This is a genomic window from Streptomyces prunicolor NBRC 13075, assembly GCF_000367365.1.
Lineage (GTDB): Bacteria > Actinomycetota > Actinomycetes > Streptomycetales > Streptomycetaceae > Streptomyces > Streptomyces prunicolor.
The window spans coordinates 189,686-207,286 of the sequence record NZ_BARF01000085.1 but is presented as its reverse complement, the minus strand read 5'-3'; the positions used below and the strand labels follow the sequence as shown (position 1 = coordinate 207,286).

Sequence of the window (17,601 nt, the reverse complement as noted above, 5' to 3'; positions counted from 1 at the left end):
TAGCTTGATCTTTAACGTCCGGCGTCGAATGGTTCGTCGAACTTGATCACCCGGTTCGGTAACTGCCATACACGGAGGCGGCCTTCGGCTGAACATGTGCTCCGACCAAGGAACACACACATTCAGCACGAAGGCCGTGAGGATGAGTCTGCTGCAGCACGACGCCCGGCGAGAGCCGTTGGCGCAACTGTCATGCTTCCGGGGCGAGTTCTACTCCTGCCTGACCGCCCGTTCGGACGCGCTGTTCGAGCTGGCTGATGCCGTTCTGTGCGGCGACGGGCCGGTGAGGTCACTGGCCGAGCTGTCGCTCGTGGGTGAACACCGCCGCGGCCACGGAGGGCTCTACGCGGCTGTGGCCCGTGGACGCATCGACGCCGGCCGGCTACGGCGGGCACTGGCCGAAGTGCCACTGCCACGGGCTGCCGACGGCCGGCTGGTCCTGGCCATCGACGTCACCTGCTGGCTGCGGCCCGACGCCCACACCTCACCGCAGCGGATCCTGTGCCACACCTACGGCCGGGGCAAGGACCAGCACATCCCCGTCCCCGGCTGGCCCTACTCGATCATCTGCGCGCTCGAGCCGGGCCGCAGTTCGTGGACCGCACCGTTGGACGCACTGCGTCTGTCGCCCGGCGACGACACCGCCACCGTCACCTCCCGCCAACTGCGCGATCTGCTCCAGCGGCTGATCGCAGCGGGGCAGTGGCAGACCGGTGATCCCGACATCCTCATCGTTGCGGACGCCGGATACGACGCACCCCGCCTCGGCTTCCTCCTGAGGGACCTGCCGGTCCAGGTGCTGGCCAGGATGCGCTCGGACCGCGTGCTGCGCAGGGCTGTCCCACCCCGGCTGCCGCACACCCAGGGCCGGCCGCCCCGGCACGGCGGCGAGTTCGTCTTCGGACAGCCCGACACCTGGGGCACCCCGGACACCGAAACTGTCACCGACACCCGCCTCTACGGCACCGCCACCGCCCGCTCCTGGAACCGCCTGCACCCCAAACTGACCCACCGCTCCTCCTGGGCCGCGGCCGACGGCACCCTCCCCATCGTCGAAGGGACAGTCATCCGCCTGGACATCGACCACCTGCCCAGCGGAGCAACACCGAAGCCGGTCTGGCTGTGGTGGTCAGGCACCGACGCCACCCCGGCAGACGCCGACCGCCTCTGGCAGGCATACCTGAGACGCTTCGACATCGAGCACACCTTCCGCCTCTTCAAACAGACCCTCGGCTGGACCTCCCCGAAGATCCGCACCCCCGAAGCAGCCGACCGATGGACCTGGCTGATCCTCGCCGCCTACACCCAACTGCGGCTCGCCCGCCCGCTGGCGGCCGACCGGCGTCGCCCCTGGGAAAGACCAACTCCGCCGGACAGGCTCACCCCCGCCCGAGTCCGCCGCGACTTCCGGCACATCCGCCCAAAGGCCAGCTGCCCGGCCCAAGCACCGAAACCCACCCGCCCCGGCCCCGGACGACCCCCAGGCCGAAAGAACACCCGGCCCACACCCCGCTACGACGTCCACACACCCCGCAAAACACAACCCGCGAAACAACGAACGAAGAAGTCGACCACCCCACGACCACGCCGCACTGGTTAAAGATCAAGTTAGCCTTGATCTTTCGTGACGGCTTGCCGGTTCATCTGGTGGGCCGTTTCGGCTTGTTGGGTGGGGTGCGGGCAGGCCAGTGACCCGGCTGTCGCGTCGGGTAGGCGCCGGGTTCCACGGTTCCGGTGTGTGGGTTCTGGTCGTAGGGGTGGGTTGTCGCCGCTGGTCAGCTGGGGTTCGGGAGGGACTGCAGTCGTTCGATCGCGTCGGTGATCACGTCGGTCCAGGGCCAGTGCGTCGCGAATTTCAGGTGTTGGCGGCGGGCTGTGGTGACGAGCTGGGCGGCGGCGGAGAATAGACGGATCCGCAGGCGGCGGGGCTCCCAGAGCCGGGCCCGGCCGGTCAGGGCGAGCATCGGCATCCAGGCGAGCAGGTCCAGGGCGAGCTGGACGATCTCCAGCCAGATCTGGTTCTGCGCAGTGTCGTGGAGGGGCAGGTTGCGCAGGCCGGTGGCACGGGCTCCTCGAATGCGGTCCTCGGCTCTCGCCCGCTGGCGGTGTCGGAGTTCGAGGGCGGCGATCGCCGTGCCGGTGGTGTTGGTGGCGAAGCAGGTCAGCCGCAGTCCGTCGGCGTCCGTGAAGCGCAACTGGGCGCCGGGGTGCGGGCGTTCTTTGCGGACGATCAGCCGCATCCCCTTCGGCCAGCCCTTGAGTACGTCGCCGTCAAGCTCGGCGACCCAGGCGCCGTCACGGATCTCTCCGTCGGGTTCGGTGGCCGCTGTCCAGGCCGAGTCGGGAACCTTCAGGACGGCGTGGTGGATCGGCTCGGTGATGGTCATGCCGACCGAGTACGACAGCCACCGGCCTCGCCTGGCCAGCCAGGCCACGAACTCGTGGGTGCCGCCGCCGGCATCGGTCCGGATCAGCGTCTGGCGTCCGCGCCGGTACTTCTTCGGCAGCTGGGCCAGGGCGAGTTGGGCGGTGGTGATGTGGTCGGCGGCGGTGTTGCTGCCCGCGTTGCCGGGCCGCAGCAGGCCCGCGGCCGGCTCCCCGCTGCCACCTCGGCCGTGGTCGACGAAGGCCATCAGCGGATGGTGTCCGAACGTCTTCTTCCAGGTCGCGGCGGCGTCCTGTTTCTCGGAGTGCGCCAGCACGAGAACCCCGTCGATGTCGACGATCACCTCTCCGCCGGCGTCCGGTCCTGCTTGTCCGGCCAACTTCCAGACGTGTTCGCGGACATGGGCCCGTGCGGTGCGGATCGCCGTCAGGGTCTTCGGCCCGGCTGAGGCGAGGGCGTCGATGAGGCGGGAGACGGTGGGATCGGAGGCCACCGGGCCGAACACGTCCGGCTCGGCCCGCAGCATGCCCACGTCCGAGAGGCAGTCCCCGCCGAGTGCGACCGCGAGTGCCACATCCAGCATGACTTTGCCCGGGTCGTGCACCGCACGGGGCTTGCGCCATGGTGACAGCGCCGCCGATATCGCCTGATCCAGCCCGGCCTTGCGGACCGTGTCGACAAGCAGCACCGCCCCGGCCTGCGAGACCACGGCCCGGCCACCACCCTCGACGCGGACACGTGGGTAGGACCCGATACGCTTCTTCACCTGGAAAGTGCCTCCGACGGTGGCAGGAACAAGGACCTCGACAATCCTCATTCTTGCTGGTCAGAGGCACTTTTCGTTTGTCTGACCACCCGTCGGACACCAGGCTTCATGAAAGCGCGAGGCTAAAGGTTGTCCCGTATGGGGCCTGAGTTATCTGGTGAGGGCCATGTTGTGCAGTCGGGCGATGCCGAGCATGGCCACTCCACATCGATCCCGGGAAACAGCACAGCCTCGACCGTCTTGCTCGCCATGCCGGGACATACTCTGCCGAAACGATCCCTCGCTCACTCTGCTGCCCTGGGGAGTCACGAAACCACGGCAGGATGTCCATCAGGGGACTGCAGTCATCGTGGAGCCCACCCTGAAAACGTCCCCGCGCAGCCCATAATCGCAGGCAGGCAGCACTGTGTCGGATCCTCCCCAGCCGCCCCCCTGGGGAGCGGCTGGGGAGTTTCTTGTCGCTCGGGGAGGCTCTGGGGAGTTTGCGCGGCACAAACCTGCACCCCTGTGAAAGACACCGAAAGACACGTTCCCGCAGGTCAGAGACTCAATGAGCTCTAAGTCCGCAGGTCAGAGCCCCACCGACGGGGCCTCCATGCCGAAGGTGCCCTGGAGCGTGGGTCGGGTCGTGAACACAGGGGAACTCCTCACTGCGCGACGGGCGGCCCGATGATCGTACGCAGCGCGGTGTGCGTGGCTAGGTCCGGCGCCTGCCCGCGGTGAGCAGATGCCCGCTGGTGCCGAGCAGCGTGGACTCCGACTCGATCCGGCGGGTGGCCGCCAGGACGGCCTCGCGGCGGTCGGGGTCGTCCAGCCAGTCCTCGATGCCGCCCATCAGCCAGGCGGCGCCTTCGAGGCCGTACTGGCCCTCGACGGTGAGTTCCGCGTCCGTGAACTCCTCGGGGGCTTCGTGGGGTTGGGCGAAGTAGGCGGTCGTGAAGAGGCCGCCGTCCTGGTAGTCGTGGCGTCCCTCCTCCGTCTCCCGGTCGACCCGCGCGCGGTGCGGGGCGGTGAAGTACAGCTCGTGCTTGAGCAGGTCGTGCAGGCCCGCGAACCGGTTGATCGTCGCCGCGACCACCAGACCGCCCGGCCGCACCACCCGCCGCGCCTCGCTCAACGCCCGTACCCGGTCCGCCCGTTCGGGCAGGTGGTACAGCGGACCGAGCAGCAACACCACGTCGTACGAGGCGTCTTCGGCGGGCAGTTCCCTGGCGTCCCCGGCCCGGGCGTCGACCCCGGGCAGTCGGCCCGCCTGTTCCACGTGCAGCGGTACGGGGTCGACGAGTTGAACCTCGTGGCCGTCCCGCGCGAGCCACTCGGCGTGGATGCCGCTGCCTCCGCCGACGTCCAGCAGCTTCGCGGGAGCCGTCGGCAGCAGGCGCCGCAGCACGTCCTGGGTGCGCCAGAACTCCAGCCGCTCCGAACCCTGTCTGAGGCGGCCGTCCTCCTTGCCCTGGGCGTAGTAGGCGAGGATCTCCTCGCGAACACCGACGGCGGGGTCTTGCGCGCGTGTGGTCTCGGTCATCGCCCAAGGTTGCGATCCGGCGGGTCCGGCTCGCAACGGGATTCCGGCGCGCGGGCCGTCACCAGCCCCGACTCGTAGGCGAACACGACGAGTTGGGCCCGATCGCGTGCCCCGAGTTTCGTCATCGCCCGGCTGATGTGAGTCTTCGCCGTGAACGGGCTGATCACCATGTGGGCGGCGATCTCCTCGTTGGTGAGACCGCGCGCGGCGAGCGCGGTGACCTCGCGTTCGCGGCGGGTGAGGTGTTCCAGGCCGGAGGGAGTGGAGCGGTCCGGAGGGCGGGAGACGAACTCGCCGATGAGGGTGCGGGTGATCGCCGGGGAGAGGAGGGCCTCGCCGCCCGCGACGATCTCGATCGCCTGGAGCAGGTCCGCCGGGTCGGTGTCCTTGAGGAGGAAGCCGCTGGCGCCCGCGCGCAGCGCCTCGAAGACGTATTCGTCCAGGCCGTAGTTGGTGAGGATGACGACGCGGACGGCGGAGAGGTCGGGGTCCGCTGCGATCCGGCGGGTCGCCTCGATGCCCGTCATCACCGGCATCTGTACGTCGATCAGCGCGATGTCGGGGAGCTGCGCGCGGACGAGGGCCACGCCCTGTTCGCCGTTGGCCGCCTCGCCGACGACCTCGATGCCCTCCTCGGCGTCCAGGAGGGCGCGGAAGCCCGCGCGCATCAGCGCCTGGTCGTCGACGACCGCGACCCGGATCATCCCGCTTCCCCCAGCGGCAGTTCGGCCCGTACCGAGAAGCCGCCCTCCGCGCGCGGGGCGGTGTGCAGCGTGCCGCCGAGGGCCGCGACGCGCTCGCGCATGCCGGTGAGGCCGATGCCCGGCTTCGGCGGGCAGTCGGGGTCGGCCGCTCCGTCGTCCTCCACCCGTATCGTCAAGTCCTCGTCCCCGTAGTCGAGTTGGACGTTGACCTTTGCCGGGCCGGCATGCCGGGCCGCGTTGGTGAGGGCCTCTTGGACGATGCGGTACACCGCGCGGTCGACCGTCGCGGCGAGCGGACGTTCCTCGCCGGTCACCGCGAGTTCGACGGCGAGGCCCGCCGCACAGGCCCGCTCGACGAGCAGCGCGGGGGTGCCGGTGGGCTCCTCGGTGGTGCGCAGGATCTCCAGGGTGGCCCGGAGTTCGCGCATCGCCTCGCCGCCCGCCTCCTGGATGGCGAGCAGCGCGGGCGGCACCTCCTCGCCGCGCTTGCGGGCGAGATGGACGGCAACTCCGGCCTGGAGCTTGACGATCGAGATGCTGTGGGTGAGGGAGTCGTGCAACTCCCGGGCGATACGCAGGCGTTCCTCACCCGCGCGGCGCAACGCTGCCTCCTCGCGAGTGCGTTCGGCCTCCAGGGCGCGCTGTTCGGTCTGGCGGAGATACGCCTGCCAGTTGCGGTCGGCGAGGCCGGTGACCACCGCGCACAGGAACCAGCCGGCGATGAGCGCGGTCCGCTCCAGCACCTGCTGGGTCGTCGGCCCTGTTGCGAAGTACGCCGCCAGGAACAACGCGCCCGCCCCGGCCGCCCAACCGCGGTGTCCCGCGCGAGCCGCCGTGTGCATCGCGGCGAGGACGGGCAGACCGGCGACCGGCCCCGGATGGGCGTGCAGGACGTAGGCCGCCTCCGCCACCGTGGCCACGGCGAGGACCGCTCTCGGAGCCGTCTGGTAGAACGCCAGGGCCGCCGAGGCGAGGGCGGCGAGCACGAAGTCGACGGCGGTCGTGTCCGCGTCGAAGGCGGCGACGGTCACGACGAGGCCACCGATCACGACCGCGAGGGACGCGTCGACGAGCCGTCTGCGTGGGGTCACATCGACCGGATACCCGCTCATGTCCGCACACTAGACCGCCGCGCCGACACGGGCGTCAGCCCTGTGGACAACTCCTGGACTACTCCCCCCGTAGTAGTGCGCGCCGCCCCGGACCTCCTCGTCGTAGCCCCAACTGCCTTCGCCCGTACGACGACCCGACCCGCCCCCGCCGCGCACGCTGCTGCCATGCCCACACCCTTCCGGCACACTCGGCCGCCGTCGCCGAAGTCCGCCACCGGCCGCACCGCCGAGGTCTTCGAGCAGATCGCCGTCGATTTCGGGATCGAACGGCCCCCGACCTTCGTGGTCCTGTCCTCCGCGCCCGAACTCCTCGCGCCCGCCTGGGCGTTGATGCGGGAGTCGCTGATCGCGGGCGACGGCAGCCGCACCGGCAAGGAGCTGGCCGCGCTCGGTGTCTCGCTCGCCAACAAGTGCCCGTTCTGCGCGGACGCGCACACCGTCCTGCTGCACGCCACCGGCGACCACGCCCTCGCCGAGCACCTGGCCCGGGGCGGCACACCGGAGAACGCGGAGCACGCGCGCGTGCTCGACTGGGGCCGCCGGACGCGTGTCCCGGGTGCGCACCTCACGCCGTACCCGTTCCCGCGCGAGCAGGCGCCCGCCTACCTGGGCACCGCCCTCGCCTTCCACTTCATCAACCGCGTCGTGTCGGCCCTGCTGACCGAACAGCTCCTGCCGGGCAACGCCCAGCGGTTCCGGGCCGTACGGAGCCTGGCGGGCCGCAGCGTCGCCCGCACCGTGCGCCGAACTGCCGTACCGGGAGCGGCACTTCCCCTGCTCGACGACCCAGGACCCGGCCCGGAGTGGGCGGCAGGAACGCCGGTGGGCCCGGCCTACGACGCGCTGCGCACGGTCGCGCTCGCGGGCGCCGAGCTGCTCGACGCCGACGACCGGACGCTCGTACGGGAGACGCTGTGGGCCTGGGACGGGTCGCATCCGCCGGTCGTCCTGCGCGGCTTTCCGAACCGGCGGGAGCGGCCCGCCGCGCGTCTGGCGGTGCTGGCCGCGCTCGCCCCGTACCGGATCACGGAGGAGGATGTCGCCGCCTGGCGACGGCCGGGACACGGCGATGCGGGTCTGGTGCGGCTGATCGCGTACGGGGCGCTCGCGGCCGTCGAACGGATCGAGACGACGATGCGGGTGCGTGCCGCGCGGGCGTGAGGTGCGGACAAGGGGCGGACATTTGGGGACACACGGCCCGTCGACAGTGAGGCACTGTCACCGCACAGGCACGGAGCGAGTTCATGCTTTCGCCTCACAGGCTGTCATGTGACACTGGCGTCCCCGTCCGCAGTGCGGACCCGCTCCGCACCATCCCCCACGAGAAGTGCGACTTGCGTTCTCTTCCTCTGCCGCTCGCTCTCACCGCGCGTCTGTCGCCGGTCGTCGTGCTCGCCGCGATGGGCTGGGCCCTGACGTCCGGACCGTTCGCCGCGACGACGACCGCCGACCACAAGTCGACGCCCGACGCCGCCGCCTCGTCCGGGATCTCGGCCCCGTCGACGGCGCCCGTGGCCAAGGCGTACGCCACCTCCCCCGCCCCGTGCGGAAGTGTGGCGGCGGCGACGATCAAGTCGCTCGTGCCGGGCGCGAAGACGGCCGGCAAGGAGATCCCGTCGACGGACACGAAGGTGCGCCGCACCTGCTCGTGGAACGCGCTCAAGGGGTACGACTACCGCTGGCTCGACGTGTCGTACGAGATCACGGATTCGGACAAGGCGGCACAGAAGTCGTACACCGAGACGACTACGGAGAAGAGCGGCGGCGGGGCCGTTCCCGGGCTCGGCGACCAGGCCTACTCCATCGTGAACCTCACCACAGAGGACAAGCAGCAGACCCGTGAGGGCACGGTCGTCGTCCGCGCGGGCAACGCGCTGGTGACCATCACGTACAACGGCAGCGACTTCGAGAACAAGAAGGCGCCGAGTACGGACGTCATCAACAAGGGTGCGATCAAGGCCGCCAAGGAGGCGGTGACCGCGCTGGAGGGCGGCAAGGCCAGCTAGCCCTACCGCCCCACCAACAGGTCCTACGCCTCGACGGGCGTCGGCTTCTTTCCGGTCAGCAGCGTGAACGCGACGTAGAGCACCATCGACGTGCCCAGGCCCACGGCCCAGCCGTAGTCGGCGAGCGAGGACAGGGCCGGGATGGGCCGGCCGTCGATCAGCGGGTGGAAGTCGGCGCCGCCCACGGCGAGTACGCCACCCACCACGAAGGCGACGACGGCCCGCCAGTTCCAGCCGCCGTCGTACCAGTAGCGGCCGCCCTTGCGGTACAGGTCGGCGAGGTCGAGCTTGCCGCGGCGCAGGATCCAGTAGTCGGCGATGAGGATGCCGGCGACCGTGCCGAGCAGACCGCCGACCAGACCGAGCCAGGTGAAGATGTAGCCCTGCGGGTCGGAGTACAGCTTCCACGGGAAGATCAGCACACCGAGGACGCTGGTCACGAGGGCGCCGGTGCGGAAACTGATCTTCCGGGGCGCGATGTTGGAGAAGTCGAAGGCGGGCGAGACCAGGTTGGCCGCGATGTTCACGGACAGGGTCGCCACCAGCACGGTCACCAACGCGTACAGCAGGCCCACGACGTTGTCCGTCTTCGCCGCGAGCTGCACCGGGTCCCAGATCGCCGTGCCGTAGACCGCCTGCGAGCCGGAGGTGACCATCACCGACAGGAACGCGAACAGGGTCATCGTGGTCGGCAGGCCGAGCGCCTGGCCCCATGTCTGGGCCTTCTGGCTCTTGCCGTAGCGGGTGAAGTCCGGGATGTTCAGGGACAGCGTGGACCAGAAGCCGATCATGCCCATGAGCGAGGGCCAGAACAGCTTCCAGAAGCTACCGCCCCAACCGAGCTTCGAGGGCTGGTCGAAGAGCGGGCCGAAGCCGCCGGCCTTGTCGCTCATCCACCACAGCATCACGAACGCGCCGACGAGCACGAAGGGCGCCGCCCAGTTCTCGAAGCGGCGGATCGTCTCCATACCCCGGTAGATGATGGCCACTTGGAGCACCCAGAACAGCGCGAACGACAGCCACATCGTCCAGGCGTACCCGCCGATGTGTGAAGCGTTGGCCCAACTGTCCCCGATCAGTTTGCCGGCGAGGAAGAAGATCGCCTCACCGCCGATCCAGGTCTGGATGCCGAACCAGCCGCAGGCCACCAACGCCCGCACGACAGCGGGGAGGTTGGCGCCGCGCACACCGAACGAGGCACGCGCGAAGACCGGGAAGGGGATGCCGTACTTCGGTCCCGCGTGCCCGGTGAGCAGCATCGGCACGAGCACGATCAGGTTGGCCAGGGCGATGGTGAACACCGCCTGCTTCCAGTCCATGCCGACGGCGATGAGACCTGAAGCAAGCGTCCAGGAAGCCGTGTTGTGGGCCATGCCGACCCACAGCGCGGAGAAGTTGTACGTGGTCCAGGTGCGCTTCTCGACGGGAACCGGCAGCAGGTCGTCGTTGGCGTACGGCCCGCTGGGCAGCGGGGACCCCGGGGCGATCTCCACCCGCCCGTCGGCGAGGGTGACTTGAGCGGTCGGGGGTACGGCCGTGGGAGCTATGTCGGTCATGGGCAGGCCAATCGATGAGGTGGGTCCGGAGAGGCCGTGCGGGGCTCCGGCCCCCCTCCCCGGGACGGCGGGGAGGGGGAGAACTGGAGTGGGGGGACGGGGAGTTGAGCGGTGGTGCGGGTGTGCGTCAGCCGTTGACGGCCGGGATCACCTTCGACCCGTAGGCGTCGATCGTGGCCTCCTGCGCGTCGTGCATGTCGTAGACGGCGAACTGGTCGACGCCCAACTCCTTCAAGGCGTTGAGCTTTTCGATCTGCTTCTCGGCCGATCCGATGATGCAGAACCGGTCGACGATCTCGTCGGGCACGAAGGCCGTGTCGGGGTTGTCGGAGCGACCGTGATGCGAATAGTCGTACCCCTCACGGGCCTTGATGTAGTCCGTGAGTTCCTCGGGTACGGCGGCGGAGTGTTCGCCGTACTTGGAGACGAGGTCGGCGACGTGGTTGCCGACCATGCCGCCGAACCAGCGGCACTGGTCGCGCGCGTGGGCGAGCGCCTCGGGCGAGTCGTCCTCGGTGACGTAAGCCGGGGCGGCGACGCAGATCTTGACCTCGGACGGGTCGCGCCCGGCGGCGACGGCCGCGTCCTTGACCGCCTTCACCATGTACTCGGTGAGGTAGAGGTCCGAGAGCTGGAGGATGAAGCCGTCGGCCTCCTCGCCGGTCATCTTCAACGCCTTGGGGCCGTACGCGGCCATCCAGACCGGGAGTTGGGCGTCCTCCTTGGCCCAGGGGAACTTGATGACCGTGCCGCCGAGGTCCGCCTCCTGGCCGGAGCCGAGCGCCCTGATGACCTTCATGGCCTCGCTGATCCGGGCCAGGGTGTTGGGAGTTCGGCCCGCCACACGCATCGCGGAGTCGCCGCGGCCGATGCCGCAGACCGTGCGGTTGCCGAACATGTCGTTCAGGGTGGCGAAGGTGGAGGCGGTGACCTCCCAGGTGCGGGTGCCCGGGTTGGTGACCATCGGGCCGACCGTCAACTTCGTGGTGTTGGCCAGGATCTGGCTGTAGATCACGAACGGCTCCTGCCACAGCACGGCGGAGTCGAAGGTCCAGCCGTAGGTGAAGCCGTTGCGCTCGGCGCGCTTCATCAGGCTGATGACCCGCGAGGCCGGCGGGTCGGTCTGCAGGACGAGTCCGAAGTCCATGTGCGCCACTCCTAGTTGAGGTACTGACTGGTGGAGCGCGGGGTGTAGACGCCGTGGCCCGCGTGCCCGGTGTACTCCCGCTCGGTGATGACGAGTTCGCCGCGCGAGAGGACGGTCTCGACGCGGCCGGTGAGGCGCTTGCCCTCGTACGCCGAGTAGTCGACGTTCATGTGGTGCGTCTCGGCGGAGACGATCTGCTCGGCGTGCGGGTCGTAGATGACGACGTCGGCGTCGGCGCCCGGGGCGATGGTGCCCTTCTTCGGGTAGAGGCCGAACATCCGCGCCGGGGAGGCGCAGGCGATCTCGATCCAGCGGCGGCGGCTGATGTGTCCGTCGACGACGCCCTGGTGGAGCAGGTCCATGCGGTTCTCGACGCCCGGCATGCCGTTGGGGATCTTCGAGAAGTCCCCGCGTCCCAGTTCCTTCTGGCCCACGAAGCAGAAGGGGCAGTGGTCGGTGGAGACCACCTGAAGGTCGTTGGTGCGCAGGCCCTGCCACAGCTTGGCCTGGTGCTCCTTCGGCCGGAGCGGCGTGCTGCACACGTACTTCGCGCCCTCGAAGTCGGGCTCGGCGAGGTTGTCCGTCGACAGGAACAGGTACTGCGGACAGGTCTCGCCGAAGACGGGGAGCCCTTCGTCGCGCGCCTTGGCCAGCTCGGCGACCGCTTCCATCGCGGAGACGTGCACGACGTAGAGGGGTGCTCCGGCGACCTGCGCCAGCTTGATGGCGCGGTGGGTGGCCTCGGCTTCGAGGAGGGCCTTGCGGACCTCGCCGTGGTAGCGGGGGTCCCGCTCGCCGCGGGCCAGCGCCTGCTCGACGAGGACGTCGATCGCGATGCCGTTCTCGGCGTGCATCATGATCAACCCGCCGTTGTCGGCGGCGCGTTGCATGGCGCGCAGGATCTGGCCGTCGTCGCTGTAGAAGACGCCCGGGTAGGCCATGAACTGCTTGAAGGAGGTGACACCCTCCTGCACCAGCAGGTCCATCTCCTTGAGGGTGTCCTCGTTGACGTCGGAGACGATCATGTGGAAGCCGTAGTCGATGGCGCAGTTGCCCTCGGCCTTGGCGTGCCAGGCGTCGAGGCCCTCGCGGAGGGCTCCGCCGACGCTCTGGATGGCGAAGTCGACGATGGTCGTCGTACCGCCCCAGGCGGCGGCCCGGGTGCCGGTCTCGAACGTGTCGGCCGCCTTCGTTCCGCCGAACGGCATCTCCATGTGGGTGTGGGCGTCCACACCGCCCGGGATGACGTACTTGCCGGTGGCGTCGATGACCTTCTCGGCGGTCCAGCCGTCGGCGACGGTTGTGCCGGAGGTTGCCAGGGCGGCGATTCGGCCGTCTTCGATCAGGACGTCGGCGTGGAGTTCGTCGGACGCGGTGATGACTAGGCCGCCGCGGATGACGGTACGGGTGCTCATTGTTTTGACTCCGCTGGATTGTGGTCTGGTGCGGGTCTGTGGGGGCTGGGCGCGCCCCGCGGCGAAGCCGCCAATGGACGCTGCCCCGCGCCCCTCAAGAGGGCTTCGCCCTCCGAGGGGCGCGGAAACTATCCGAGTTACGGTGCGGTCAGAGGGCCGTACGCGTCCGGGCGGCGGTCGCGGTAGAACTGCCAGCGGTCTCGGACTTCGCGCAGCTTGGCCAAGTCCAAGTCCCGGACGACCAGTTCGGGCTCCTTGTCGCTGGCCACCTCGCCGACGAACTGGGCCTCCGGGTCGACGAAGTACGTCGTGCCGTAGAAGTCGTTGTTGCCCAGGTCCTCGACGCCGACCCGGTTGATGGCGCCGACGAAGTACTCGTTGGCGGCGGCAGCAGCAGGCTGCTCCAGCTGCCACAGGTAGGCGGAGAGGCCGCGCGAGGTCGCCGACGGGTTGAAGACGATCTCCGCACCCGCGAGGCCCAGCGCACGCCAGCCCTCCGGGAAGTGCCGGTCGTAGCAGATGTAGACGCCGATCTTGCCGACCTTGGTGTCGAAGATGGGCCAGCCGCTGTTGCCCGGGCGGAAGTAGAACTTCTCCCAGAATCCGGGGACTTGGGGGATGTGGTGCTTGCGGTACTTGCCGAGGTAGGAGCCGTCCGCGTCGATCACGGCCGCCGTGTTGTAGAGGACGCCCGGCTGCTCCTCCTCGTACATCGGCAGGACCAGGACGATGCCGTGCTCCTTGGCGAGCGCCTGGAAGCGCTTGACGATCGGGCCGTCCGGGATCGCCTCGGCGTACTCGTAGAACGCCTTGTCCTGGACCTGGCAGAAGTACGGTCCGTAGAACAGCTCCTGGAAGCACAGGACTTGAGCGCCCTGCGCGGCCGCGTCGCGGACCGCCTGCTCGTGTACCTGGATCATGGACTCCTTGTCGCCCGTCCAGGCTGTCTGGAAGAGAGCGGCACGAATCACTGTGCTCATCGGGACCTCCGGTCGCTAGGTGTGCGAGGAGCTTAGGAAGCCCTGAAGTCGGGTTTGAGTTGCACGGTGTCACGTCTGCGGGCGCGCGGCGTTCCACGGTGTCACCCTGTCGTGGGCGCATGTTTCACCGCCGTTTTCCCAGGTAGTCCCATGTTTCACCCCTGTTGCGCGTCGTGCGCGAGGAGCGCGATGTGCACCGATGCGGCCTGCTCGAAGTCGTCGAGATCCACCCCGAGCCGGCCCTCTATCGCCTCCAGCCGGCGGTACAGCGCGGGCCGCGAGACGTGGTGGAGCTGCGCGGTGCGCGACTTGTTGCGGCCGGTGGCCAGATACGTCCGCAGTACGGCGAGCAGGTCCTCGTCGGCCGCGCACAGCAGGCCGTCCAACTCCCGCTCGGCGAACGACTGCACCTGCGGGTCGTCCCTCAACAGCCGGATCAGGCCGCGCAGATGAACGTCCTTGAGGCGTACGACGGCGGGGAGTTCGAGGGCGTCGCTGGAGTCGGCCACGGCGTCGGCGACGTGCTGTGCCTCGCGCAGACCGGCGGGCACGTCGTCCCAGACTGTGCGCTGACCGGCGGCGGCCACCACCGCCTTCAACGCCCCCGACTCGGTGCGCAGTCGGCTCGCGAAGTGCGCGGCGAGGGCGTCCGCGTCCTGGTCGCGGGGCAGGCTGAGCAGGACGGCGGTAACTCCGTCGGCCAGTTCGGCGACGAGTCCGGGTAGCCCCAACAGCCGTAGCACGCGGTCGAGCTGGGCCGTGTCGCCGTCGCGTACGACCATCGGGACGAAGGTGCGCCGGTTGACGGGGAGTCCGGCCGCGCGGGCGCGGGGCAGGAGTTGGCGGGCCGGTACGACACCGCTCGCGAGGTCGGTCATCAGGCTCTGGGCGGACTGTTCCTCCCAGGTGTGGGCGGAACCCCCGAGCATGCGGTGCAGGACGAGGGCCTCGGCGGCGCGGTCGGCGAGGAGGCGTCCGGTGGCGGTGTCGCCGCGGTAGCCGCAGAGCATGATCTGGCCCCAGCGCTCGCCGCGTCCGCCCAGTTCGGCGCGGATCCAGCCGTCGCCCTCGCTGCCGCCGGCCTGCCGGGAGATGCGCTCCCAGTCGCGCAGCACGTCGTCCACGGCCGACCGTTCCCCCGCCGTGGCGAGGACGCGGTGCGCGAGGTTGGTGACGACGACGGGGCAGGCGCTGTGCGCGGCGACCTCGTCGAGCAGGCTCTGCAGCGGGGCGCCGCCGGTGATGAGTCCGGTGAGCGCGGTCCGTACGGCCTCGGAGAGGCTCACGGCGGCGAACTTCCGCTGTACCAGCCGGGATTGGACCTCTTCCGTCAACTCCGCGAAGGGGAAGGGCCGGTGGAGCACCACCATGGGCAGCCCGCACCGCTCGGCCGCACGGCGCATCACGTCCGGCGGGGCGGGAAAGGCCCGCCCCAGGCCGAGTACGACGGCCGAGGCCTCCGCGCGGTGCAGGGACTGGATGTACTCGGCCTGCGCGGCCTCGTCGCCGGCGAGAAGGACCCCCGTCGTGAGGACCATCTCGCCGCCGGTGAGCATCACGCCGACGTCAGCGGCCTCGGCGACATGCACCCACCGCACGAGCCGGTCGAGTTGGCTCGCGCCGGCCACCACCTCGGGTTCCCCGGCGAGGACCCGTTCCAGCCCGAGGACCTGGCGCACCGACAGGGCGGGTTCCAGGGCGTCCAGGGTTCGCGGAGTTCCCAAGGAGGTGGTCATGACGGTCTTCCCTTGTTCAGCTCGTGCTCTACTGCGTGCTCCTCAGAGCCCGTTCGAGGATCGCGGCGCCCTCCTCGGCCTCCGCGACGGTCAGGGACAACGGTGGGGCGATGCGCAGGGCGCTGGTGTTGTGTCCGCCGCCCTTGCCGATCAACAGGCCGCCCTCGCGGGCCGCTTCGAGTACGGCGGACGCGGTGTCCGGGTCGGCCTCGTCGGTGCCGGGCTTCACCAGCTCGACGCCGATCATCAGCCCGCGCCCGCGCACCTCCCGTACGCCGGGATGCTGTGCCGCGACTGCCCGCAGCCGCTCGATGAGGAGACCACCGACGCGCCGGGAGTTGCCCTGGAGGTCGTGCTCCAGCAGATAGGTGAGGTTGGCGAGGCCCGCCGCCATGGTGATCTGGGTGCCGCCGAAGGTCGAAATGCTGTTGGAGTCCAGGCAGTTCATGATCTCGGCGCGGGCGACGACACCGCCGATGGACATGCCGTTGCCGATGCCCTTGGCGAAGGTGAGGATGTCCGGCGGCCCGTTCTCCGCGTGCGCCTGCCAGCCCCAGAAGTGGTCGCCGGTACGGCCCCAGCCGGTCTGCACCTCGTCGGCGATCCACAACACCCCGCGCTCGGCGAGGACTTCACGGAAGGCGGCGTAGAGACCGTCGGGCGGGGAGGTGAACCCGCCGACGCCCTGCACCGGTTCGGCGATCAGCGCGGCGGGCGGTCGGACGTGACCGAGCAGATCCTTCAGGTCCTCGACGCAGGCCGCGATGAACTCGGCGTCGTTCAGGTCGGCGTAGGGTCCGCGGGTCCGAACACCCCCGTGGACGTAGAGCGTCTGGAGCGGGGACAGCGAGGTCGGGGACCAGCCGCGGTTGCCGGTGATGCCGACCGTGCTGAAGGAGCGGCCGTGGTAGCTGTTGCGCATGGCCAGGATCTGGTTGCTGCGCCGGTACGTCGTGGCCAGCATCAGGGCGGTGTCGTTGGCCTCGGTGCCCGAGGTGGTGAAGAAGACGCGGGCGTCGGGGATGCCGGACAACTGGGCGACGCGCTCGGCGAGTTCGACCATCGGACGGTTGAGGTAGAGCGTGGACGAGTGGTTGATCCGCCCGGCCTGCTCGCTCACCGCCTTGGTGACCTCGGGCAGCGCGTGCGCGGTCATCGTGGTGAGGATGCCGCCGAAGAAGTCGAGGTACTTGTTGCCCTCGGCGTCCCAGACGTGCCGGCCCTCGCCGTGCGTGATCTCCAACGGGTCTTGGTAGTACAGGGCGAGCCAGTCGGGGAGTACGTCCCGGTGGCGTCCCAGCAGGTCCTTGGTCACGGCTGCACCAACCCTTCGTAGGCGTCGGGACGCCGGTCGCGGTAGAACGCCCACTGCTGGCGAACTTCCTCGATCAACCCGAAGTCCAGGTCGCGCACGACGAGTTCCTCGTCCTTGTCGCCGGCGACATCGCCGACGAACTGGCCTCGCGGGTTGACGAAGTACGACGTCCCGTAAAAGTCGTTGTCCCCGTACTCCTCCTGTCCCACACGGTTGATCGCGGCGATGAAGTATTCGTTGGCGACCGCTGCGGCCGGTTGCTCCAGCTGCCAGAGGTAGGCGGAGAGGCCGCGCGAGGTGGCGGACGGGTTGTAGACCAACTGGGCGCCGTTGAGCCCGAGTTGGCGCCAGCCCTCGGGGAAGTGGCGGTCGTAGCAGATGTAGACGCCGACCTTGCCGACCGCGGTGTCGAAGACGGGCCAGCCCGCGTTGCCCGGCCTGAAGTAGTACTTCTCCCAGAAGCCCTTGACCTGCGGGATGTGGTGCTTGCGGTACTTGCCGAGGAAGGTGCCGTCGGCGTCGATCACGGCCGCGGTGTTGTAGTAGAAGCCGTCCTGCTCGATCTCGAAGACCGGGACGACGATCACCATGCCGGTCTCGCGCGCGAGCTGTTGCATACGACGCACGGTCGGCCCGTCGGGCACCGGCTCGGCCCAGCTGTAGTGCTCGGGTTCCTGGACCTGACAGAAGTAGGGGGCGTTGAACACCTCCTGGAACCCGATGATCTGGGCGCCCTGGCGGGCCGCCTCGCGGGCGTGTTCCTCGTGTTTCGCCACCATGGACTCGGTGTCGCCGGTCCAGGTGGCCTGGACCAGAGCGGCGCGTACGACGTTGGCCATGAGCTGCTCCTTCGACGGGACGCCAGAGCCTCTACGCCCGTAGACAAGGCCGTAGAGGGATGAACGTAAGCCTCTGAAGGAGCCTTGCCAAGACCATCGCCGTTAACCCGCGGA

At 69.5% G+C, this 17,601-nt stretch carries 14 protein-coding genes; 3 read left to right on the top strand and 11 right to left on the bottom strand.

What is annotated here, in order from left to right:
- Positions 1 to 142: 142 nt before the first annotated feature.
- On the top strand, positions 143 to 1,600 hold the full coding sequence (locus tag SPR02S_RS36805; RefSeq protein ID WP_019062025.1) for an NF041680 family putative transposase: 1,458 nt from the start codon (positions 143 to 145) through the stop codon (positions 1,598 to 1,600).
- A 175-nt stretch (positions 1,601 to 1,775) separates the two neighbouring features.
- Here the strand turns inward: SPR02S_RS36805 and SPR02S_RS36800 are convergent, their stop codons facing one another.
- The 4 genes from SPR02S_RS36800 to SPR02S_RS36785 form a co-directional block, all read right to left on the bottom strand.
- Positions 1,776 to 3,152 (bottom strand): IS1380 family transposase, encoded by a 1,377-nt coding sequence (locus SPR02S_RS36800; protein ID WP_019062024.1) that lies wholly within the window; start codon positions 3,150 to 3,152, stop codon positions 1,776 to 1,778.
- Between the two features lie 697 nt (positions 3,153 to 3,849).
- Positions 3,850 to 4,677, bottom strand: a complete 828-nt coding sequence (locus SPR02S_RS36795; RefSeq protein ID WP_019062023.1) for a class I SAM-dependent methyltransferase — start codon at positions 4,675 to 4,677, stop codon at positions 3,850 to 3,852.
- Entirely contained in the window at positions 4,674 to 5,381 is a 708-nt protein-coding gene (locus SPR02S_RS57200) for a response regulator (protein ID WP_019062022.1), read from the bottom strand. Before SPR02S_RS57200 ends, SPR02S_RS36795 begins: the two co-directional genes overlap by 4 nt.
- Positions 5,378 to 6,493, bottom strand: coding sequence for a sensor histidine kinase (locus SPR02S_RS36785; protein ID WP_019062021.1), 1,116 nt, complete (start codon positions 6,491 to 6,493; stop codon positions 5,378 to 5,380). The genes SPR02S_RS57200 and SPR02S_RS36785 overlap by 4 nt, the downstream gene beginning before the upstream one ends.
- Positions 6,494 to 6,658: 165 nt before the next feature.
- On the opposite strand from SPR02S_RS36785, the gene SPR02S_RS36780 reads away from it, so the two are divergent.
- A complete protein-coding gene (locus tag SPR02S_RS36780) occupies positions 6,659 to 7,654 on the top strand; it encodes a carboxymuconolactone decarboxylase family protein (protein ID WP_019062020.1) in 996 nt (331 codons plus the stop codon).
- Between the two features lie 173 nt (positions 7,655 to 7,827).
- Positions 7,828 to 8,499, top strand: a complete 672-nt coding sequence (locus SPR02S_RS36775; protein WP_026151189.1) for a hypothetical protein — start codon at positions 7,828 to 7,830, stop codon at positions 8,497 to 8,499.
- Between the two features lie 23 nt (positions 8,500 to 8,522).
- Here SPR02S_RS36775 and SPR02S_RS36770 read toward each other — a convergent pair whose 3' ends face one another.
- The 7 genes from SPR02S_RS36770 to SPR02S_RS36740 all read right to left on the bottom strand — a co-directional run bounded on the left by SPR02S_RS36770 (position 8,523) and on the right by SPR02S_RS36740 (position 17,487).
- Positions 8,523 to 10,055, bottom strand: coding sequence for an NCS1 family nucleobase:cation symporter-1 (locus tag SPR02S_RS36770; RefSeq protein WP_019062018.1), 1,533 nt, complete (start codon positions 10,053 to 10,055; stop codon positions 8,523 to 8,525).
- A 127-nt stretch (positions 10,056 to 10,182) separates the two neighbouring features.
- Entirely contained in the window at positions 10,183 to 11,202 is a 1,020-nt protein-coding gene (locus SPR02S_RS36765) for a TIGR03842 family LLM class F420-dependent oxidoreductase (RefSeq protein WP_019062017.1), read from the bottom strand.
- Between the two features lie 11 nt (positions 11,203 to 11,213).
- On the bottom strand, positions 11,214 to 12,617 hold the full coding sequence (gene hydA, locus SPR02S_RS36760) for a dihydropyrimidinase (protein WP_019062016.1): 1,404 nt from the start codon (positions 12,615 to 12,617) through the stop codon (positions 11,214 to 11,216).
- Positions 12,618 to 12,754: 137 nt separating this feature from the next.
- Entirely contained in the window at positions 12,755 to 13,597 is an 843-nt protein-coding gene (locus SPR02S_RS36755) for a nitrilase-related carbon-nitrogen hydrolase (RefSeq protein ID WP_019062015.1), read from the bottom strand.
- Positions 13,598 to 13,752: 155 nt separating this feature from the next.
- Positions 13,753 to 15,333, bottom strand: coding sequence for a PucR family transcriptional regulator (locus SPR02S_RS36750; protein ID WP_019062014.1), 1,581 nt, complete (start codon positions 15,331 to 15,333; stop codon positions 13,753 to 13,755).
- A 28-nt stretch (positions 15,334 to 15,361) separates the two neighbouring features.
- Complete coding sequence (locus SPR02S_RS36745) at positions 15,362 to 16,648, bottom strand: aspartate aminotransferase family protein (RefSeq protein WP_019062013.1); 1,287 nt, start codon at positions 16,646 to 16,648, stop codon at positions 15,362 to 15,364.
- Positions 16,645 to 17,487: a nitrilase-related carbon-nitrogen hydrolase gene (locus SPR02S_RS36740; protein ID WP_019062012.1), complete on the bottom strand. Its 843-nt coding sequence runs from the start codon at positions 17,485 to 17,487 to the stop codon at positions 16,645 to 16,647. The genes SPR02S_RS36745 and SPR02S_RS36740 overlap by 4 nt, the downstream gene beginning before the upstream one ends.
- Positions 17,488 to 17,601 lie beyond the last annotated feature (114 nt).